This is a genomic window from Plastoroseomonas hellenica (assembly GCF_018129085.1).
In the GTDB taxonomy this organism is placed as follows: Bacteria; Pseudomonadota; Alphaproteobacteria; order Acetobacterales; family Acetobacteraceae; genus Plastoroseomonas; species Plastoroseomonas hellenica.
This window is the reverse complement of the sequence record NZ_JAAGBB010000016.1, coordinates 126,711-147,677: the sequence shown is the minus strand read 5'-3', so window position 1 is coordinate 147,677 and position 20,967 is coordinate 126,711. Positions and strand designations below refer to the sequence as shown.

The following is a 20,967-nucleotide window of genomic DNA, read 5'->3' as shown; positions in this document are numbered from 1 at the left end:
CGCCGCCGCGCGACATCCTGGCCGACCTGGCCGCCGCGCGTCCCGCCGCCGCGGCCCCCGAGCCGGCGCCGAGCCCGGAGGAACAGGCGGGGCGCCGCGCCCGCATGGCGGAGATCCTGGCCGATATCCTGCGCGCCGAGGATGCCGCTTTCCGGGCGCCCGGCGTGCTCTATCAGGATTTCCTGGTGCGCCTCCGGATCCACGAGGTCGGCGGCACGCCGCCCGCGCTGCCCGAGTTCCGCCGGCTGCTGGCGCTGGCACGCGCCGGCATCGGCGCCGAGGCGGAGACGGATGATGGCTGGCGGCAGGCCGCCGCCCGCGCTGCGACACTGCCCGAGGACATGCAGGGCGTCTTCCTGCTGCTCGCCCGCGCTGCCCGCGACGGTGCGCCCTGCCCGGAGGACGCGGCGATCGCCCGCGCCTATGGCAGCGCATCGGCCGCCCGCGCCCGGCGGGTGCTCGGCTTTATCGAGGCGCAGGGGCTGATCGTCTCGCGCGAGACGGGGCGTGGCCAGCGGATCGTGACGCTCGCCGGCCTCGCCTGGGAAACCGCGCCCGGCGCCGCTTGACGCTCGCCCGTGCGGCTGGTCCAAAACTCCCAAGCAGTGTGCTGGGCATGATCCCTTCAAGCTGAAGCGATCATGCCCAGCCATTTTGTTGGATCGCGTGATTCACGCCTTTCGGTGATTCCACCTCAGGCGATCACGCTCTAGGAGCGGACCATGTCGAACGACCAACTGGGCATCCGATCGATCAAGGACGAGGTGAGCCCGGATGAGTGGCGGGCGCGGCTCGATCTCGCCGCCTGCTATCGGCTGGTGGCGCTCTGGGACATGACCGACATGATCGCGAACCATATCTCGGTCCGCGTTCCCGGCACCGACAACCAGTTCCTGATCAACGCCTATGGCCTGCTCTACGAGGAGATCACCGCGTCGTCGCTGGTGAAGATCGACCTCGACGGCAACATCGTCTGGAAGCCGGATTTCGACTACGGCGTGAACCGCGCCGGCTTCGTGATCCATTCGGCGATCCACCGGCATCGGCACGACGCCGATTGCGTGATCCACACGCACACGCCGGTCGGCATGGCGGTTTCCGCGATGGAATGCGGCTTCCTGCCGATGACCCAGACCGCGATGCGCTTCTCCAAGATCGCCTACCACGACTTCCGCGGCGTGGTGGTGGACCTGAAGGAGCAGGAGGAACTGGTGAAGAACCTCGGCGACGCCGACCTGATGGTGCTGCGCAATCATGGCCTGCTGGTCTGCGGGCCGTCGGTGCCGGAAGCCTTCTCGAACATCTATCGCGCCGAACTCGCCTGCAAGGCGCAGGTGCTGGCGATGGCGGCGAATACCAAGGTGATCCTGCCGCCGCAGGACGTCATCGAACACACCAACCACCTCTACAAGCCGACGACGCGCCGTCCTTTCGGCAAGCTCGAATGGCCAGCCCTGATGCGGAAGCTCGACCGGACGGATAGCAGTTGGCGTGAATGACGTAAGGCTGGGGGAATGAATTCCCCCAGACCCCCATCTTTGATTTTTATCACTTGCACTGCCGGATCGGGCCATGCGGTCGTGCTGACCAGCCTAAGTCACCAAAAATAAAAGAAGGGGGTCCGGGGGAATTCATTCCCCCGGGGTCCATCCCACCAGGATCGGGGAGACCACCATGACCCAGCGTTCCATCCCCGCCGTCTTCATGCGCGGCGGCTCATCCAAGGGCGTCTTCTTTCACGCCGGCGATCTGCCGGAGAGCCGGGTTGAGCAGGAGGCGGTCTTCCTGGCCGTCATCGGCAGCCCCGACCCGTACGGGCGGCAGCTCGACGGCATGGGCGGCGGCATCTCCTCGCTCTCGAAGGCGGTCATCATCGGCCCGCCGACGCATCCGGAGGCCGATATCGACTACACCTTCGCGCAGGTCGCGGTGGACCGGGCGGTGGTGGACTGGGGGTCGAATTGCGGCAACCTCTCCGGCGCGGTCGGACCCTTCGCGGTGGATGAGGGGTTGGTCGCGGCACCGCGCGATGGTGAGGCCTTCGTGCGCATCCATCAGACCAACACGAGGAAGATCATGCATGCGCGCTTCCCGATGGTGGGTGGGCGCGCGGCGGTCGCCGGCGACCTTGCCATCGCGGGTGTCGCCGGCACCGGCGCGCGGGTGCGGGTCGATATCCTGAACCCCGGCGGCACCCGCACCAGCGGGCTGCTACCGACCGGCCAGGCGCTGCAGGAGTTGGTGCTGGACGGTGCCCGCATCCGCGTCTCCATGGTCGATGCCGCAAACCCGATGATCCTGGTCGATGCCGAGGCGCTCGGCTGCGACGGCACCGAAAGCCCCGATGCGATCGAGGCGAAGCCTGGCCTGATGGCAGCGCTCGACCGGCTGCGCCGGATGGCGGCGGTCGCCATGGGCATGGCGGCGACGGAGGGGGAAGCGGGCCTCGCGGTGCCGAAGGTCGGCATGGTGGCGCCGCCGCGCGACTTCACAGCACTCGACGGCACCCGCGTCGCCGCGGATGAATTCGACATTGCCGCCCGGGTGATCTCGATGGAGCGCGCGCATCGCGCCATCCCGCTGACCGCCGCCATGTGCCACGGCGTCGCGACGCGGGTGCCGGGCACGCTGCCAAACCTGCTGGCGCGGCGCATCACGGGCGAGGAGGTCAGGGTCGGCAACCCGTCCGGCGTGCTCTCGGTCGGCGGCGTGCTGCGCCCCGAAGGGGAGAGTTGGCACGCTGAGAGCGCCGTCGTCTTTCGCACCGCGCGCCGCCTGATGGAAGGCCGCGTCTTCTACCTGCCGAAGAGGTGACCGCGATGCTCTTCACGCCCTTCACGCTGCGCGGGATCACCTTCCGCAACCGCGTCATCATCTCGCCGATGTGCCAGTATTCGGCCAAGGACGGCATCGCCGATGACTGGCACCTGGTGCATCTCGGCCGCTTCGCGCTCGGCGGCGCCGGCGCGGTGGTGGCGGAAGCGACGGCGGTGCTGCCGGAAGGCCGGATCACCCATGGCGATCTCGGCATCTGGTCGGAGGCGCATGTGGCGCCGCTGGCGCGGGTTGCCACCTTCCTGAAGCAGCAGGGTGCGGTGCCCGGCATCCAGATCGGCCATGCCGGACGCAAGGCCAGCATGCAGCGGCCCTGGTACGGCAATGGCCCGCTCAACGATGCCGATATCGCGCGCGGCGACCGGCCGTGGGAGACCGTCTCCGCCTCCGCGATCCCGATCGGCGAGGGTTGGATCACGCCGCGCGCGATGACGGCTGCCGATATCGCCGCGCTGGTCGAAGCCTTCGTCACGGCGGCGGGCCGCGCCGCCGCGGCCGGATTCGAGCTGCTGGAGCTGCACGGCGCGCATGGCTACCTGCTGCACCAGTTCCTCTCGCCGATCAGCAATCATCGCGACGACGCTTATGGCGGCGCACGGGAGAACCGCTGGCGCCTACCGTTGGAGATTGCCACGGCGGTGCGCGCGGTGTGGCCCACGAACCTGCCGCTTTCCTTCCGCGTCTCCTCCGTGGATGGCGCGGAAGGCGGCAACAGCATCGAGGACACGATTGCCTTCGCCCAGGCCTTGAAGGCCGGCGGTGTCGATGTCGTGGACTGCTCCTCGGGCGGCATTGCCGGCTCCGCGACCGCGGCGCGGGTGACGCGCGACTACGGCTTCCAGGTGCCCTTCGCCGCCCGGATCCGGCATGAGGCCGGGCTGCCGACCATGGCCGTCGGTCTGATCACCGATCCGCGCCATGCCGAGGCGATCCTGCAGGCGGGTGACGCCGACCTCATCGCCATCGCGCGGGAGGCGCTGGCCGACCCGAACTGGGCGGTGCATGCCGAGGCGACGCTCGGCGCCGCCGATCCCGAGGCACGGTTCGCGACCTGGCCGAAGCAGGCCGGCTGGTGGCTGAACGTCCGCCAGCGGGAGATTGACCGGCTCGGCCCCTGGAAGGCTTGAAGGATCGGGCCGGGCGGGCCACGTTTCGTTCGTTATGGACACGCACAACCGTCGCCCGCCGATCATCGACATGACCCCGGAAGGCGAATTCCGGGAACCGCCGCTGCGGCAGCCTGGTCGCTTCGACCGGGTGCTGGCGCGGGTCGGCGGCGTCGCCATCCTGCTGGCGGTCATCGCGGGCGGCCTGGTGCTGGCCGCACTCGCGGTGCTTTCGCTCGCGGTGCTGCTGCCGATCGCCATCGTGGCGGCGGCGATCGGCGCTGGCAGCCTCTGGTGGCGCATGCGCCGGGCCAGGAGCACGGGCGGCGGGGTGCCGCCCGGCCCGGGCGGGCGCGTGATGCGCTTCGTGATCATCCGCCGATAACGGCGGATCCCTCAGGAACCGAGGCTTGGGGCGCCGAAGGTCACACGGCCTTCGGCATCGATCGCCCAATCGGGGTTCCAGGCGATTTCCCAGACATGGCCATCCGGATCGGCGACATGGCCGGCAAGGCCGCCATGCGGTGGCTCGACCGGTGCTTTGAGCAGGCGTCCGCCGGCGGCCAGTAAGCGCTCGATCAGCGGCGGCACGGCCTCGCGTGCCGTCACGTTATGCGACAGGGCGAGGCCGCCGGGTGCCAGTGGGCCAGGCAACCCGGCATCGGCGGCGAGCAGAGGCGCCAGCCAGGTGGCCAGCACCAGGCCGTTCATCTGGTAGAAGGTGATCTCGCCATTGGTGAAGATCGGTTGCCAGCCGAAGCCCTCGGCATAGAAGCGCTGCGACCGCGCGACATCGCTGATGCCAAGGGTGATGAGAGAAATTTGCTGCATCGGTTCAAGCTCCACGGTTCGCCGGCGCGGCTTGCGCCGGGCGTCGCGTCATGGGGCTGAGTGCCGAGACACCCGCCAGAACCTCCCGGGGATCAGGAGGCGACCGGCTCAACCAAACCGGCCTCACTTTTCCGACCGAAGGAAGATAGTACCGGCGGGCTCAGCCGGCCAGATGGCGTCGGCGAAACAGCCGCGGCAGCGCGCCGTCAACGGGCCCCGCCAGCACCGAGAGCGCCCAGAGCCCACCCGCGGTGAGCACGATCGCGGGGCCGGTCGGCAGGTCGGCGTGGTAGGAGAGCAGCAGTCCCAGCAGGCTCGCCGCCACCGCGATCGCGACCGAGGCATAGACCATGCCCGAGAGCTGCCGTGACCAGTGCCGCGCGGCGATCGCCGGCAGCATCATCAGCCCGACCGCCATCAGGGTGCCGAGCGCCTGGAAGGCGGCCAGCACGTTCAGCACCACGAGCGCCAGGAACAGCAGGTGCCAGGCGCCGCCGCGGGCCCCGGTCGCCTGGGCGAAGCTCGGGTCGAAGCATTCGAGCGCCAGGGGCCGCCACGCGAAGGCGAGGCCCAGAAGCGTGAGCGTCGCCGCACCGGCCATCAGCAGCAGTGCGTCGTCATCGACGCCGAGGACGCTGCCGAACAGCAGCGTCGAGAGGTCGCCGGTGCCGCCGCTCACCGAGATCATTGCGACACCCGCTGCCAGCGCCAGCAGATAGAGGGCGGTCAGGGTCGAATCCTCGCGCCCGCCGGTCGCGCGTGCCAGCGCCCCGGCGCCGAGTGCCACGACCAGCCCTGCCGCCATGCCGCCGGCCCACATCGCCGCGGCCGAGAGCCCCGCCACCCAATAGGCGGCGGCGATTCCGGGCAGCACGGCGTGGGACAGGACCTCCGCCGTCAGGCTCATGCGCCGGAGCGTCAGGAAGACGCCGAGCGGCGGCGCGGCGACGGCCAGCGCCAGGCAGCCCACCAGCGCCCGGCGCAGGAAGCCGAACTCCGCGAAGGGCGCGATCAGGAGGTCGTGCAGGCTCAAGGGCGATCAGAGCCTGTCTCGGAAGGGGGCGGTGGTGAACTGGCGAGGCATTTTTCGTTCCTGCCGTGTCGGGTGACGCAGCCGATGCTGGTTGCATCGGCGAGGAAGCCGGCGCGGCAGGGGCGGAAAAGGACCGCCAGATCGCCGCCGCCCCCTTCCGAGGCAGGCTCTCCTAGGCGGCTTCGCAGGTGACCGCCTGCTCGTCCCAGGCTTCCGCCATCATCCGGGCGCGCATCCGGTTCTCGGCGCTGAGCGTGGCCTCGGTCGGGCCCCAGGCGATCGGGTCGCGCGCCAACAGCAGGGCCTCCGGGAATTCGCGCCGGACCAAGTCGAGGTCGTGCAGCACCGCGATCAGGGTGCGCCCCTCGCCATGCCAGCGGCGCAGCACGCCGAGCAGGTCGGACGCGGTCCGCGCGTCCACCGCATTGAAGGGCTCGTCGAGCAGGATCACCTCGGCGTCCTGCAGCAGCAGGCGGGCGAAGAGCAGGCGCTGGAACTGTCCGGCGGAGAGGCTGCCCACCGGCCGCGTCGCGAAGCCGCCGAGCCCGACGGCGGCCAGCGCCGTCTCGGCCTCCGTGAGCTCCGCCCGGCCGGCGCTGCGGAAGGCGCCGAGCCTGGCCCAGAGGCCTTGCAGCACCACGTCGCGGCAGCCGATCGGGAAGCTGCGGTCCATGGTGGCGGCCTGCGGCAGCAGGGCGATGCGCGCGGGCGTCAGGCCGGGCGCCTGAATGCGGCCCTCGTCCAGCCGGTGCAGCCCGGCAAGGGTGCGGAGCAGCGTCGTCTTGCCGGCGCCGTTCGGCCCGACCACCGCCGTCATGCTGCCGGGTTCGAAGCAGCCGGACAGGTGGTGCACCGCCGGGTGGCGCCCATGGCTGGCGACCAGCCCCGTCAGCGTGATGGCCGGCGGCGAGATCATATTCCGGCGCAGCCGATCGGGCGCGGTCATGCCATCAGTGCCCAGAGGGTCGCCGCCCAGACGGCGCCGGCGGCCAGCGCGACCAGCGCGAGGCGAGCGCCTAGGCCGGCGGATAGGGCGAGGGGATCCTGCATGATGTTATCATGTATCATGATGGTCCTGCTGGGCAAGCCGGGCCAGGCGCCTTATCTCGGTTGGCGATGCAGAGCCGATCCGATGCCGACGCAGTGCTGCGCCGCAGCCTCGCCCGCCACCGCGCCTTCGCCACCGGGCTGCTGGTCGTCATGGCGGGGCTGGTGCTGTTCTCCTATCACCTGCCGCCCGGCTATTGGACAGAGCTGCTGCAGGCGGGCGCCAAGGCCGGGCTGGTCGGCGGCCTGGCGGACTGGTTCGCGGTGACGGCGCTGTTCCGCCACCCGCTCGGGCTGCCAATCCCGCACACCGCGATCATTCCGAACCAGCAGGAGAGGCTGGGGCGGGGGCTGGGCGGCTTCGTCGCCAACCATGTCTTCACCGAGGCCGAGGTCAGGCGGGTGATCGGGCGCCTCGATGTGTCGGGCATCCTGCGCGCCTTCCTCTCCGATCCCGCCTCCACCCGCCCGGCGGCGCAGGCGCTCGCCGGGATGCTGCCGCGGGTGCTGGCCAGCCTGGAGGATGGGCGCGCGCGCCGCCTGCTGCAGCGCATCGCACCCCGGATCGCGGGTGCCGAGGGGGCACGGCTGCTGGCCCGTGCCCTGCGGGCGCTGGTCGAGGGCGGGCGCCACCACGCGGTGTTCGACCTGGCGGTCAGGGAGCTGAAGACCGTGCTGTCGGGCAAGGAAGAGCAGCTCCGCACCGCGATCGCGGCACGGGTCCGGGCCGAGGGGGGCGCCGTCATCGGCTGGCTTGCCGGGGCGACGGTCGCCAAGCGGGTGCTGTCGGCGGTCAATTCCGAGCTGGAGAAGGTGGAGCCTTCCGACAGCGACCTGCGCGCCGCCTTCGAAGCCTGGATCCGCGCCGAGATTGAGCGGCTGGAGACCGACCCGGAACGGGCGGCCAGCGTCGGCCGGGCGCTCCGCGCCGCGGTGGCGCATCCCTCGGTCGCGGTCTGGCTCGGCGATGTATGGGCGCGGCTGCGCGCCGCGCTGGAAGCCGATGCCGGCAATCCGGAAGGCCGCACCGTCGCGGTGCTGGAAGCGGGACTCGCCAATGCCGGCCATTTCCTCGCGGAAAGCGAGGGCGCGCGGGAGCGGCTGCAGCGCGCCGCGGAGCGCGTGCTGGTGGCGCTGCTGCCGGCGGCGCGGGAGCGGCTTTCGACCTTCATCGCCGGCGTGGTGCGGGGCTGGGATCCGGCGACCGTGGTCGAGAAGATCGAGCTGCGGGTGGGGCGCGACCTGCAATATGTGCGGGTGAACGGGACCGTGGTCGGCTTCCTGGCCGGCGCGGCGCTTTACGCGCTGTTGCAGGCGATGTTCGGCCGGGTCGCTTTCTAGCCCGACCCGCGTCGCTCCGGTTCGGCCTCGGCACGATCGCGATTCTTTTCGGCGGATTGCTGCCAGGATGGGCAGGCCTGCCTGACATGCATGCGCGGAGCTGGAACGAAGCCAGTACGGACGCCATGTCTTTCCGAGTCATGGCCACATGCAAGTCCCCGAGAGGCTACGCGATGTGGTAGTGACAAGGGTGTTGCAAGACTACATCTTGTGTCCGTCCCAGCTCCGCGTGCATCCTGACGGCCGGGGGATTTCAGGGGGTTTGATCGTGTTTGACGCCGTACAGCTTGAAGGCCATGGCCAGGTTCGGATTGATCGCGCGCGCGACGCGCTGCTGACCGATTTCGGCAAGGCGACTCTCGACGACCGCTATCTGCTGCCTGGCGAATCCTACCAGGATCTCTTCGCCCGCGTCGCATCGGCCTATGGCGACGATGCCGAGCACGCGCAGCGCATCTACGACTATGTCAGCCGCCTCTGGTTCATGCCGGCGACGCCGGTGCTGTCGAATGGCGGCACCAGTCGCGGCCTGCCGATCTCCTGCTTCCTGAACGAGGCCTCCGACAGCCTGGAAGGCATCGTCGGCCTCTGGAACGAGAATGTCTGGCTGGCGTCCAAGGGCGGCGGCATCGGCAGCTACTGGGGCAACCTGCGCGGCATCGGCGAGAAGGTCGGCCGCAACGGCAAGACCTCCGGCGTGATCCCCTTCATCCGCGTGATGGACAGCCTGACGCTCGCGATCAGCCAGGGCTCGCTCCGCCGCGGCTCGGCCGCCGTCTACATCCCGGTCCATCACCCCGAGATCGAGGAATTCGTCGAGATCCGGCGTCCGACCGGCGGTGACCCCAACCGCAAGGCGCTGAACCTGCACCACGGCATCCTGCTGTCGGACGCCTTCATGCGCGCGGTCGAGGCCGATGAGGAATGGGCCCTGGTGTCGCCGAAGGACGGCGCGCTGGTGAAGAAGATCTCGGCCCGCAATCTCTGGATCCGCATCCTCACCGCGCGGATCGAGACCGGCGAGCCCTACATCATCTACTCGGACCACGTGAACAACGCGCGGCCGGAGCACCACAAGCTCGCGGGGCTCGAGGTGAAGACCTCTAACCTCTGCTCCGAGATCACGCTCGCGACCGGCACCGACCAGCATGGGCAGGAGCGGACGGCGGTCTGCTGCCTCTCCTCGCTCAACCTCGAGACCTGGGCGGAGTGGAAGGACCATCCGCTCTTCATCACCGACGTGATGCGCTTCCTCGACAACGTGCTGCAGAGCTTCATCGATACCGCGCCCGAGAGCATGTCGCGCGCCAAGTACGCGGCGATGCGCGAGCGTTCGGTCGGCCTCGGCGTCATGGGCTTCCACAGCTTCCTGCAGAAGATGGGCGTCCCCTTCGAGAGCGCGATCGCCAAGGTGTGGAACATGAAGATGTTCCGCCACATCCGCACCCAGGCCGATGCGGCGAGCCGGCTGCTGGCCGAAGAGCGCGGCGCCTGCCCGGATGCCGCCGAATACGGCTTCATGGAGCGCTTCTCGAACAAGATCGCGATCGCGCCGACCGCCAGCATCTCGATCATCGCCGGCGGCGCCTCGCCGGGGATCGAGCCGGTGGCGGCGAATGTCTACAACCACAAGACGCTCAGCGGCTCCTTCATCGTGCGCAGCCCCTATCTCCAGAAGCTCCTGGCGAAGTACGGGCGCGACGACGAGGAGACCTGGACCTCGATCACCGTCAGCAAGGGCTCGGTCCAGCACCTCGACTTCCTGACCGACCAGGAGAGGGCGGTGTACAAGACCGCCTTCGAGCTGGATCAGCGCTGGATCGTGGAGCATGCGGCCGACCGCACGCCCTATATCTGCCAGTCACAGTCGGTGAACCTGTTCCTGCCGGCCAATATCCACAAGCGCGACCTGCACCAGATCCACATGCTGGCGTGGAAGCGGGGCGTGAAGAGCCTCTACTACTGCCGCTCGCTCTCGATCCAGCGTGCCGACACGATCAGCGCCAAGGTGGTGGGGCAGGGCGACATCATGGCTGCCCATGTGCCGGACCTCGGGCCGCTGCCGATCGCGGCGAAGCCCGCCGAGAACAACAACTACGAAGAGTGCCTGGCCTGCCAGTAGCGCGGCCCCGCACAGGCTTCATCCTAATCGCGAAGCCGGGGGAGGGCGATGCCTGACCCGGCTTACTGCTGTCCGGCGTCGTGGCGCAGGTCATATCGATATCGTGAAGGATTTGGTGTCGGTATCGTACTGGACTGGATCGACCATCGGCGCCACCAGAGCGGATCCCAGTCGGATGGCCTCACCTGAACGGGTGATCATGTCCTGAAGACACCCGATCGGAATACGCATGGTGAGGAAAGCGATGCCGGCTGCCGGAGGCAGGTTCCCCTCAGCGATGTGGCGCGCGCCAGGATTCGCAGTCCTCGCTCTCGGCCTCTCCCTGGCCGCGACGCCTGCCGAGGCGCAGCGGCGCGGGGATACGGAGCTCTGCGCGGCATCCGGACCGGTCGAGCCCAGGATCGCCGCCTGCACGCGGCTGATCGGGCCGAGGGCGCCGCGCGGCGGGCAGGCCGCTGCCCTGACGAACCGGGGTCTCGCCTATTTTGATGCCGACGACACGGCGCAGGCCATCGCCGATTTCGGCCGCGCCCTGCAGATCGACCCGCGCCATGCCCAGGCCCTGGCCGGCCGCGGCGCAGCCCGTGCCTGGCAGGGCGATCTCGCCCGCGCCATGGCCGACTACAACGAGGCTGTTCGCCTCGATCCACGCAACAGCCGCATCATCGGGGATCGGGGGCGCCTCTTCGCGCTGCAGGGCGATCCGGACCGCGCCCTCATCGACCTTGAGCAGGCGATCCGCCTCGACCCCCGCAACAGCGGGGCGATCCAGAACCGCGGCGCCATCCGCGCGCGGCGGGGCGACTTCGATGGCGGCATGGCGGATCTCGACGAGGCGATCCGCCTCGATCCGCAGAATGTCGCCGCCTTCACCGGGCGCGGCGCCATCCATGCCCTCCGGGGCAATCTGGACGCTGCGCTCGCCGATCTGGATGCGGCAATCCGACTCCGGCCGCGGGACAGCGATGCCCTCGGCAACCGGGGCGGCATCCTGCTGCGGCGGGGCGACATTGACCGCGCGCTGGTGGATTTCAATGCGGTGATCGAAGCCGATCCGCGGCATGGCGGCGCCCTTAACGGCCGGGGCCTCATCTTCCTCCGCCGAGGTGACGCGGATCGCGCGCTGGCTGACTTCACCGCGGCGATCGAAGCCGATCCACGGAGCAGCAATGCTCTCGGCAATCGCGCCGAGCTGTTCGAGCGCCAGGGCGATCTCGATCGCGCTCTTGCCGATCTCGATGCCGCGATCGCGCTCGATCCGCGGAATAGCGGCTTCTTCAACAGCAGAGGCTCGGCGTTCTTGCGGCAGGGCGATCTGGATCGGGCGCTGGCCGATTTCGAAGCGGCGATCCGGCTCGATCCAGGGGATGCCGACCCCATCAACAATCGCGGCCGCGTCTATTTCCAGCGAGGCGACCTCGATCGCGCCCTGGCCGATTTCGAGGCGGCGATCCGCCTCGATCCGCGGTACAGCCGGGCCTTCAACAATCGTGGCCTTGTTCATTTCCAGCGAGGTGACCTCGATCGCGCCCTGGCCGATGTCGACGCCGCGATCGACCTCGATCCGCGCTACCTCCACGCCATCATCTTTCGCGGCTTCGTCCATGGCCAGCGGGGCGACATTGACCGCGCCCTGGCCGATTTCGATCTGGCGGTCCGCCTCGATCCGCAGAATGTCGACGCCGTCAGCAATCGCGGCGGCGCCCATGCCCAACGAGGCGACCTCGATCGCGCCATGGCCGACTTCAACGAGGCGCTGCGTCTCGATCCACGATACGCCACCGCTCTCGCCAATCGGGGCCTCGTCTATCTGCTGCGGGAGGATCCCGATCGCGCGCTTGCCGATTTCGAGGCACTGGTTGCGCAGGAACCCCGGGATATTCAGGGGCTCCGTGGCCGCGGCCGTGCCCGGGCGCTGAAGGGCGATCTGGCCGGCGCGGCGGAGGATGCCGATCGCCTGCTGGCCCTGGCTCCCGGGGCGGCCGATGGTTACGAAGTCCGTGGCCTGTTGCGCCTGCTGCGCGGCGAGTTCGGCCCGGCGCGCGAGGATTATGACCGGGCCATCGCGATCAACGGCCGGCGCTGGGAATTCCCGCTGGAGCGCGGCATCGCGCGGGAGCGCCTGGGCGATGCCGAGGGAGCGCGCGCGGATCAGTCCCTGGCTGAGCGGATCGTCGGGGAGGGACGCAGCGGCGCCAACCCCGACGTCCTGGCGCGGCGCCGCAGCGCACTGTCCTCTCGCTTGGCGCCATTGGGCGCCCCGAACTGACGGTCACGTTCGACGCCCGTGGCCCAGAACTGACCTCCACGCCGATCGGCGCCTGGTGGCCCGCAGACCGCCCTGCAGGCAGCCCGGGCCCAGCGCCGCGCCTCAGGCCGCCTGCAACTGCCGCACCACCTGCGCCAGTTCCCGCTGCAGCGCCTCGCCTTGCGCGGCGATGCCGCCCGTCGCTTCGCGCAGCGCGCCGACCGAGCCGCCGGCCTGCGCCATCGCCGCGGCGACTTCCTGTGCGGCTTCCGAGGCCGCCTGGGTGCCGGCGGCGGCCCCGGCGGCGTTGCGGGCGATCTCCTGCGTGGCGCTGCCCTGCTGCTCCACCGCGGCCGCGATGGCGCCGGTGTACTGCCCGATGCGGGAGACGGCATCGGCGATCCCGCGCACCGTCGCGACTGCCTCCTCCGTGGCGTTGCGCATGGCCGCGATCTGGCTGCCGATATCCTCGGTCGCGCGGGCGGTCTGTGCGGCGAGCGACTTCACCTCGCCGGCGACGACCGCGAAGCCCTTGCCGGCATCGCCGGCGCGTGCGGCTTCGATCGTCGCGTTCAGCGCCAGCAGATTGGTCTGGCCGGCGATGTCGGCGATCAGGCGCACCACTTCGCCGATCCGGCTCGCCGCATCGGAGAGGCTCTTCACCGTCGCATCGGAGGCTTCGGTCGCCGCCACCGCGGCCTGCGCCGCGGCGCTGCCCTCGGCAGCACGGCGATTGATCTCGGTGATGCTGGCCGCCAGCTCCTCGGTCGCGGCGGCCACCGCCTGAACATTCGTGGCCGCCTCATTGGCCCGCGCCACCGCGTCATTTGCCCGCAGGCCGCCACGCTGTGCCCCGTCGGTCACCCGCTCGGTTGCCGTCCAGAGCGCCTTGGAGGCATCCGAAAGCGAGGTCGCGACCTGCCCGACAGTGCCCTCGATCCTGGTGGCGAGCCTCGCGGCCTCGGCGACCCGGTTCGCCTCGGCACGCGCCTCCGCCTCCCGCGCACCCTGCTGCAGCCGGCTTCGCTCGGCGACGGCGTCGCGGAGGGACGCCACCGCACGGCCGATATCGCCCAATTGGTCGCGCCGCTCGGTCCCGGGAACCGCGACGCTGGTGTCTCCGCGCGTGATCGCGACGAGCACCTCGGCCAGGCTGCGCAGCGGCCGCAGCGCGCGGCGCAGCACCAGCCACAGCCCGAGCGCGATCAGGACACCGAGTGCCAGGGAGACGGCACCGAGCTCGAGCCAGAGCTGGCGGATCTGCGCCTGGATATCGGGCACCGGCACGCCCACGAACAGGATGCCGACCTGCCGTCCGGCGGCATCGCGAATGGGCTCGTAGATGGTGATGTGGGTGACGCCGAGGATCTCGTTCCGGCCGTGATAGGTCTCCCCACGCCGGATCACCGCATCATAGGCCGCACCCGGCGCCAGCACGGTGCCGACCCCGCGGGTACCGTCCGGGCGCTGCACATTGGTCGCGACGCGCGTGTCGCCCCGGAACACGGTGGCGACGCCGCCCGCCACCCGCTTCACAGCATCGACGATGTCGTTGCGGTTGTTGACCGGCGTATTGCCGAGCAGGAGCTGCTCGCCCTCGACCCGCCATTCGCTGCCGAGCGGGCGCAGCAGCTCGCGCAGCATGCCGAGATTCGTCCGGAGCGAGGCCAGAGCCTCGCCCTCCTTCTGCTGGGCGAGCTTCTGGGTGGTCCAGGCCTGGGTGCCCATGACGGCGAGGAACAGCGCGAACAGGCTCGTGACGACGATGCGCGGCACGATCCCGATGCTCGGCAACCGCAGAAAGCCAGGGAGACGGAGCGCCGGCATGGAGGCAATCCTCAGGATGAAGTTTGGCGACCCTGGCAATGTGGAACAGGAGTGTTAATATAGTTCTATCGTTCCACATGTATACATGAGTTCGCGCATCATTTTTATTCCCGAAAAGAGAATCTATACTGATACTTATTCTCATTTCGGGCGTTCGCAATCTCAGGACGGTGATTTCCTCCGCGATCGCACAGGCGGCATCCGCCACCGACGTATCAGGCGGCCCGACGCTCAAGCGTATACGCTTCAAGCCTTAACGGGCCGTTCGAATGCCCCATCCGTTGCTCTGGCGGCTCGATCCGCGGAACCTCCGCCCTTGCCCTGGAACCCGTTCCCGGCCTTCATCCCGCGCAGCACCACTGCCCGAAGATCAGGCCCATGCGCGTCTCCGTCATCCAGATGAACCAGGGCAGCGACAAGGCGGCCAATATCGCGGCCGCCGAGCGCCTCATCGCCGCAGCGGCCGAATCCGATCGCCCGCATCTCGTCAGCCTGCCCGAGACCTGGACCAATCTCGGCGGCGGCCGTGACGCCCGCATGCGCGCGGCCGAGATCCTGCCCGATCCGGGGGGCGAGGGCGGTCCCGCCTATGAGGCGATGCGCGCCATCGCCCGTCGCCACGAGGTCTTCGTCCATGGCGGCAGCATCATCGAGGATGGCGGCGAGAAGCTGTTCAACACGACCCTGGTCTTCGACCCCGAAGGCGCCGAGATCGCGCGCTACCGCAAGATCCACCTGTTCGACATCACGGCCCCGGACGGCACCGGCTACCGCGAGAGCGCACTCTATGGCGGCGGCGACAGGCTGGTGACATTCACCGCCCACGGCATCACCTTCGGCCTGACCATCTGCTACGATATGCGCTTCCCCGAGCAGTACCTGGCGCTGCGCCGCGCCGGGGCGGAGGCGATCCTGGTGCCATCCAACTTCACCCTGCAGACCGGCAAGGACCATTGGGAGGTCCTGCTGCGCGCCCGCGCCATCGAGACGCAGTGTTGGATTATCGCCGCCGCGAGCTGGGGCCAGTATGAGGAGCGTGGCGCGCAGCGCAGCGTCTACGGCCATTCCCTGATAGCCGACCCCTGGGGCCATGTGGTCGCCAAGGCCAGCGACGGCGTCGGTTTCTCGACCGCCCGCATCGAGCCCGCGGTGACCGAGCGTGTGCGACGCGACATGCCCGTGCTCGAGCATCGGCGCCTCGCGTGAAGCTCTCCTTCGCGGCCGCGCCGACCGAGCAGGCGCAGGAGGCGCGCGCGCGCCTGGTGGCGCTCCATGGCGACTTGCCGCCGGACCGGGCGGATGTGCTGGTGGCGCTTGGTGGCGACGGCCTGATGCTGGAGACCCAGCACCGTCATCTCGGCCGCAACATCCCCGTCTACGGCATGAACTGCGGCAGCGTCGGCTTCATGATGAACGACTACCGGGAGGAGGATCTGCCGGAGCGCATCGCCGCCGCCCAGGCCTCCGCGCTGCACCCGCTCCGCATGATCGCCGATTCCGAGGCGGGACGGCGTACCGAGGCGCTGGCGATCAACGAAGTCTCCCTGCTGCGGGAGACCCGCCAGGCGGCCAAGCTGCGCATCCTGGTCGACGGCAAGCAGCGGCTGGAGGAGCTGATCTGCGACGGCATCATCGTCTCCACCCCCGCCGGCAGCACCGCCTACAACCTCTCGGCGCATGGGCCGATCATTCCGCTCGGCGCCAACCTGCTGCCGATGACGCCGATCTCGGCCTTCCGGCCGCGGCGCTGGCGGGGCGCGCTGCTGCCGTCCGACGTCACCGTGGTCTTCGAGATCCTGGAGGCCGAGAAGCGCCCGGTTGCCGCCGTTGCCGACTACACCGAGATGCGGGATGTGCGCCGGGTCGAAGTGCGGGAGGACCGCAGCATCGCCCTGACCCTGCTCTTCGACCCCGACCACGGGCTGTCGGAGCGGATCATCGCGGAGCAGTTCACGGTTTGATCGAAGCAGGGCCTTGACGCGGCCTTCGCGCTGCCTTCCTTCCCGCCCATGGCCGCGCCCCCGATACTTCTGCTCACTGACATCCGCCAGTCCTTCGGCAACACCGTACTGCTCGGCGGTGCTTCGCTCTCGGTCTCCCCCGGGGAGCGGCTGGCGCTGGTCGGGCGCAACGGTTCCGGCAAGTCGACGCTCCTGAAGATCGCGGCGGGCCTGGTCGACCCTGATGGCGGCACCCGGTTCCTGCAGCCTGGCGCCACGCTCCGCTATCTGCCGCAGGAGCCCGACCTCGCCGGCTTCGCGACCGTGCGCGCCTATGTGGAGGCCGGGCTCGCCCCCGGTGACGACCCGTATCGCGCCGACTACCTGATGCAGAGCCTCGGCCTCACCGGGGAGGAGGCACCGGACCGGCTCTCCGGCGGGGAGGCGCGGCGCGCGGCGCTCGCCCGCGCCCTGGCGCCGTCGCCCGACATCCTGCTGCTGGACGAGCCCACCAACCATCTCGACCTGCCGGCGATCGAATGGCTGGAAAGCGAGCTCGCGCAGCAGCGCGGTGCGCTGGTGCTGATCAGCCATGACCGGCGCTTCCTGGAGGATCTGTCCCGCGCCATGGTCTGGCTCGACCGTGGCACCACGCGGCGCCTGGAGCGCGGTTTCGCCCATTTCGAGGCCTGGCGCGACGAGGTGCTGGAGCAGGAGGAGGCCGAGGCCCACAAGCTCGCCCGCCAGATCGTGCGCGAGGAGCATTGGCTGCGCTACGGCGTCACGGCCCGGCGCAAGCGCAACGTGAAGCGCCTGGCCGACCTGCACACGCTGCGGCAGCGCAAGCGCGACCGCGTCGGCCCGCAGGGCAGCGTGCGCATGGCGGCCGCGGAGGCGGACGGATCCGGCAGCCTGGTGGCGCTGGCCGAGGGTGTGGAGAAGCGCTTCGGCGACCGCGTCGTCATCCGTGACCTGAACACCCGCGTGATGCGCGGCGATCGCATCGGCATCGTTGGCCCCAATGGCGCCGGCAAGACCACGCTGCTGAAGCTGCTGACCGGCGAGCTAGAGCCCGATGCCGGAACCATCCGGCGCGGCACCGGCATCGAGATGGTCACCTTGGACCAGAAGCGGGAGGCGTTGCCGCCCGCCACATCGCTCGCCGAGGCGCTGACCGAAGGCCGCGGCGACATGGTGCATGTGAATGGCCAGCCGCGGCATGTGGTCGGCTACATGAAGGACTTCCTCTTCCTGCCGGAGCAGGGGCGCACGGCCGTCTCGGCGCTGTCGGGCGGCGAGCGCGGGCGGCTGATGCTGGCGCGCGCCTTTGCCCGCCCTTCCAACCTGTTGGTGCTGGACGAGCCGACCAACGACCTCGACCTCGAGACCCTCGATCTGCTGCAGGAGCTGGTCGCGGATTATGGCGGCACCGTGCTGATCGTCAGCCATGACCGCGACTTCCTGGACCGCACCGTGACCGGCGTGATCGCCTTCGAGGGAGAGGGGCGCTGGCAGGATTATGCCGGCGGCTATTCCGACATGGTGGCGCAGCGCGGCCATGGCGTGCGGGCGCGGGCGGCGGAGGCCGCATCCCGTCCGGCGCCCGCGGCGCCGCGGGCGCCGGTGCCGGCCGCCACCGCTGCGCGCCGCTTGTCCTTCAAGGAGAAGCATGCGCTGGAGACGCTGCCGGCGCGGATGGAGAAGCTGAACGCCGAGATCGCGCTGCTGCGCGACAAGCTGGCGGACCCCGCGCTGTTCACGCGCGACCGCGCCGGCTTCGACCGCTTCTCGGCCGGCCTTGCCGCCCGCGAGGCGGAGCTGGCGGCTGCCGAGGAGGAATGGCTGCGCCTGGAAATGCTGCGTGAGGAGTTGGAAGCTTGAGAGCCGGTTTCGGTATGGCGCGGCGGCGCTCTGGCGGTCCTTTTCCGCCCCTGCGGCGCCGGCCTCCTCGCCGATGCAACCAGCATCGGCTGCGTCACCCAGCACGGCAGGAACAAAAAATGCCTCGCCAGATCACCACCGTTCCATACCGAGACCGGCTCTGACCGACACTGTGCAGAACCCCGCCGAGGCGGCGATCCTCGCGTCCGGCCTTGCCGTGACCGCGAAGGAGATGCCGGCGCTGATCCGCGCCGTAGCGCGCAAGCTGCCGGCCGATGCCGGCACGGTGCGCGCGGCGCTGCTGGAGCTGCGGCGGCGCGGCTATGTCGCCCGGCTCGCGGACATTGCCAACCGCAGCGGCATCGTCTGGGCGCGGCGCGAGGACCTGCGCGCGGCAGCCGAGAGCATCGACAGCCTGGAGGCCGAGGACGCGCTGCTGGAAGCCGCGCTGGAGGCGGCCATCGCCACCCGGCTGCGCGATGCCGGGCGCACGCCGGAGGCGGCGCTCGAAGCGATTGCCGCCGAGATCGCCGATGGCGGCGGCGGAGGGTTGACGCCGCCGCGCATGGCCGCGCTGGCTCAGGCGATCGCGGAGGCGCATGGCCATCCGGCGCCCGACAGCTTCGCCGAAGCCGTCCGCGCCACCGAGGAAGCCCGGCGGGCCGAGCGCCGCAGCGCCGAGATCGCGGCGCGCGAGGCCCGCCGCGCGGAGGTGAAGCGGCTGCGCGAGTGGGAGCGCAGCCTGGTGCCCTTCCAGCCGGTGCCGGAACTGCTCGGCTGCACCGCGAAGGAAGCGCTGCGCTGGATCGCCGCCGGCCTGATCCCGGTCGCCCGGCGCATTCCCGGCAAGGCCGGTGAGCGCTGGGAATTCGATCCGGTGGAACTGGCGCCGCTCCGCGCCCTGGTCCCGGACTGGCGGTCGCGGGAGGAGAAGCCTGCCGCACCCGCCCTGGCGCGCGGCAAATCGGGCAATGCCGCGGTCGCGCGCGTCGCGGCGCTCGACCGCTACGCCGCGCATTTCGCGACCGCGCGGGCGCTGATCCGCCGCATCACACTGGTGACGGGGCCGACCAACAGCGGCAAATCCTACCTGGCGCTCAACCGGCTGGCGCAGGCGGAGAGCGGCCTGGCCCTCGCGCCGCTCCGCCTCCTGGCGCACGAGTTCCGGGAGGCGCTGGCGACGCGCGGCGTCGCCGCCTCGCTGACCACCGGGGAGGAGCGGATGCTCATCCCCGGCAGCCGCCATGTCGCGGCGACGGTCGAGATGTGCCCCTTCCGCAACCCGGTTGATGTCGCGCTGATCGATGAGGCACAGATGCTGCACGACCGCGACCGGGGTGCCGCCTGGACCGCCGCCATCATGGGCGCACCGGCGCGGGACGTCTTCGTGCTCGGGGCGCCGGAAGGGGCGGCCATGGTGCGCCGCATCGCGAAGCTCTGCGGCGACGACATCGAAGAGGTGGTGCTGGAACGCAAGGGGCCGCTGATCGCTGCCCGGGCCCCGGTGCCGCTCGGCGACCTCCGCGCCGGCGATGCGCTGATCGCCTTCTCCCGCCGGGACGTGCTGGACCTGCGGGCCGAGCTGATCCGGCGCGGGCGCCGAGTCGCCGTGGTCTATGGCGCCCTCAGCCCCGAGGTGCGGCGGGCGGAGGCAGCGCGCTTCAACGGCGGCGACGCCGACATCCTGGTCGCGACGGATGCGATCGGCATGGGCCTCAACCTCAATATCCGCCGCGTCGTCTTCTCGACCTTGCGCAAGTTCGACGGCGAGCAGCGCCGCGACCTTTCGGTGCAGGAGGTCAAGCAGATCGGGGGCCGCGCCGGCCGCTACGGCCTGCATGAGGAGGGGGTGGTCGCGGTCCTGGCCGGCGCCGGCGCACCGGAGGTGTTGAAGCGGCTCCTGGAAGCCGCGCACGAGACCCCTGTCGAGACCCGTCCCCTGGTGCAGCCCGATGCCGACATCGTCGCCGCCGTCGCGGCCGAGATCGGCTCCGACAGCCTGTTCGGCGTGCTGGCGCGCATCAAGCGGGCGGTGCTGCGGAAGGACGATCCGAACTACCGCCTGGCCGACCTCGCGGCGCCGATGGCGATCGCGGGCGTGGTGGACGGGGTGCCGGGGCTCTCGCTGCTCGACCGCTGGACCTATGCGCTCTGCCCCATCGACCTGCGTGACAATGGGGTGGCGCGGCTCGGACGCTGGGCGGTGGAGCATGGCGCCGGGCGCGGCGTGCGGCCGCCGGAGGCGGGCCGCCTACCGCCACCCGATCGTGCCCGGCCGGAGGAGCTGGAGCGCGGCGAGAAGGTGCAGCGCCGCCTGGTCGCCTGGCGCTGGATGGCGCAGCGCTTCCCCGCGGCCTTCGCCGACGGCGCCGAGGCCGAGGCGGAGACCCAGCGCCTCAATGCCTGGATCGAGGATGTGCTGCGCCAGCAGCGGAGAGGTCGCGCGGCGACGCGCGCGGGGAGTGCTTAGCGGTGACGCTCGCGGGGAGTGCTTAGCGGTGACGCGATCGGCGATGATGCGCGTGGGAAGTGTTAACTGCGTGACAACACGCGAGCAAAGGGGTGAGAGGCGGCGCCCCTAGCTCAGCCGGGGAGCATGCGCAAGGCTGTCGTTGCGCGCGGCCTCCGTGCTGGCTTCGGCGGCGATATGCGGGATTCATCCACAGCCCCGTCCCCAGGTTCCGGGGATAACGCGGTGGACTCTGAACAGGCTTGCGCAGCCCCCCTCGGTCTGTGCGAAATGCGCCCCCATCGGG

General features: G+C 70.3%; 15 protein-coding genes and 2 pseudogenes. 13 read left to right on the top strand and 4 right to left on the bottom strand.

The features are described 5' to 3' along the window. The 5 genes and pseudogenes from GXW71_RS15060 to GXW71_RS15040 form a co-directional block, all read left to right on the top strand. Positions 1-569: pseudogene (locus tag GXW71_RS15060) on the top strand (ATP-binding protein); the annotation flags it as partial. Positions 570-722: 153 nt separating this feature from the next. Further along, on the top strand, positions 723-1,499 hold the full coding sequence (locus tag GXW71_RS15055; RefSeq protein WP_211853344.1) for a class II aldolase/adducin family protein: 777 nt from the start codon (positions 723-725) through the stop codon (positions 1,497-1,499). A 175-nt stretch (positions 1,500-1,674) separates the two neighbouring features. Beyond that, positions 1,675-2,814, top strand: coding sequence for a 2-methylaconitate cis-trans isomerase PrpF family protein (locus tag GXW71_RS15050; RefSeq protein WP_211853343.1), 1,140 nt, complete (start codon positions 1,675-1,677; stop codon positions 2,812-2,814). Between the two features lie 5 nt (positions 2,815-2,819). After that, positions 2,820-3,962 carry an NADH:flavin oxidoreductase/NADH oxidase gene (locus tag GXW71_RS15045; protein WP_211853342.1) on the top strand — a complete coding sequence of 381 codons (1,143 nt, stop codon included), beginning with the start codon at positions 2,820-2,822 and terminating at the stop codon, positions 3,960-3,962. 70 nt (positions 3,963-4,032) lie between these two features. Beyond that, positions 4,033-4,326, top strand: coding sequence for a hypothetical protein (locus GXW71_RS15040; protein WP_246526589.1), 294 nt, complete (start codon positions 4,033-4,035; stop codon positions 4,324-4,326). Positions 4,327-4,337: 11 nt separating this feature from the next. On the opposite strand, the gene GXW71_RS15035 is transcribed toward GXW71_RS15040, so the two are convergent. The 3 genes from GXW71_RS15035 to GXW71_RS15025 all read right to left on the bottom strand — a co-directional run bounded on the left by GXW71_RS15035 (position 4,338) and on the right by GXW71_RS15025 (position 6,751). Continuing rightward, complete coding sequence (locus GXW71_RS15035) at positions 4,338-4,772, bottom strand: VOC family protein (RefSeq protein ID WP_211853340.1); 435 nt, start codon at positions 4,770-4,772, stop codon at positions 4,338-4,340. Positions 4,773-4,932: 160 nt separating this feature from the next. Beyond that, positions 4,933-5,805, bottom strand: coding sequence for a metal ABC transporter permease (locus tag GXW71_RS15030; RefSeq protein WP_211853339.1), 873 nt, complete (start codon positions 5,803-5,805; stop codon positions 4,933-4,935). Between the two features lie 172 nt (positions 5,806-5,977). Further along, a complete protein-coding gene (locus GXW71_RS15025) occupies positions 5,978-6,751 on the bottom strand; it encodes a metal ABC transporter ATP-binding protein (protein WP_246526588.1) in 774 nt (257 codons plus the stop codon). A 170-nt stretch (positions 6,752-6,921) separates the two neighbouring features. On the opposite strand from GXW71_RS15025, the gene GXW71_RS15020 reads away from it, so the two are divergent. The 4 genes and pseudogenes from GXW71_RS15020 to GXW71_RS34795 all read left to right on the top strand — a co-directional run bounded on the left by GXW71_RS15020 (position 6,922) and on the right by GXW71_RS34795 (position 12,584). Beyond that, the gene (locus tag GXW71_RS15020) at positions 6,922-8,193 is read left to right on the top strand and encodes a DUF445 domain-containing protein (protein WP_211853338.1); all 1,272 of its coding nucleotides are present in this window, start codon (positions 6,922-6,924) and stop codon (positions 8,191-8,193) included. A gap of 268 nt (positions 8,194-8,461) precedes the next feature. Further along, positions 8,462-10,315: a ribonucleoside-diphosphate reductase subunit alpha gene (locus tag GXW71_RS15015; protein WP_367617310.1), complete on the top strand. Its 1,854-nt coding sequence runs from the start codon at positions 8,462-8,464 to the stop codon at positions 10,313-10,315. A gap of 229 nt (positions 10,316-10,544) precedes the next feature. Continuing rightward, positions 10,545-12,050: pseudogene (locus tag GXW71_RS35465) on the top strand (tetratricopeptide repeat protein); the annotation flags it as partial. Further along, positions 12,051-12,584, top strand: coding sequence for a tetratricopeptide repeat protein (locus tag GXW71_RS34795; RefSeq protein WP_246526586.1), 534 nt, complete (start codon positions 12,051-12,053; stop codon positions 12,582-12,584). Between the two features lie 102 nt (positions 12,585-12,686). Here the strand turns inward: GXW71_RS34795 and GXW71_RS15005 are convergent, their stop codons facing one another. Then, on the bottom strand, positions 12,687-14,390 hold the full coding sequence (locus GXW71_RS15005) for a methyl-accepting chemotaxis protein (protein ID WP_211853335.1): 1,704 nt from the start codon (positions 14,388-14,390) through the stop codon (positions 12,687-12,689). Positions 14,391-14,768: 378 nt separating this feature from the next. Between GXW71_RS15005 and GXW71_RS15000 the strand changes: the two genes are divergently transcribed. The 4 genes from GXW71_RS15000 (at position 14,769) to GXW71_RS14985 (ending at position 20,681) form a co-directional block, all read left to right on the top strand. Continuing rightward, entirely contained in the window at positions 14,769-15,596 is an 828-nt protein-coding gene (locus GXW71_RS15000; protein WP_211853334.1) for a carbon-nitrogen hydrolase family protein, read from the top strand. Continuing rightward, on the top strand, positions 15,593-16,351 hold the full coding sequence (locus tag GXW71_RS14995; RefSeq protein ID WP_211853333.1) for an NAD kinase: 759 nt from the start codon (positions 15,593-15,595) through the stop codon (positions 16,349-16,351). Before GXW71_RS15000 ends, GXW71_RS14995 begins: the two co-directional genes overlap by 4 nt. A 48-nt stretch (positions 16,352-16,399) precedes the next feature. Continuing rightward, the gene (locus GXW71_RS14990) at positions 16,400-18,211 is read left to right on the top strand and encodes an ABC-F family ATP-binding cassette domain-containing protein (protein WP_211853332.1); all 1,812 of its coding nucleotides are present in this window, start codon (positions 16,400-16,402) and stop codon (positions 18,209-18,211) included. A 232-nt stretch (positions 18,212-18,443) separates the two neighbouring features. Further along, complete coding sequence (locus GXW71_RS14985; RefSeq protein ID WP_246526599.1) at positions 18,444-20,681, top strand: helicase-related protein; 2,238 nt, start codon at positions 18,444-18,446, stop codon at positions 20,679-20,681. The last annotated feature ends 286 nt before the right edge of the window (positions 20,682-20,967 follow it).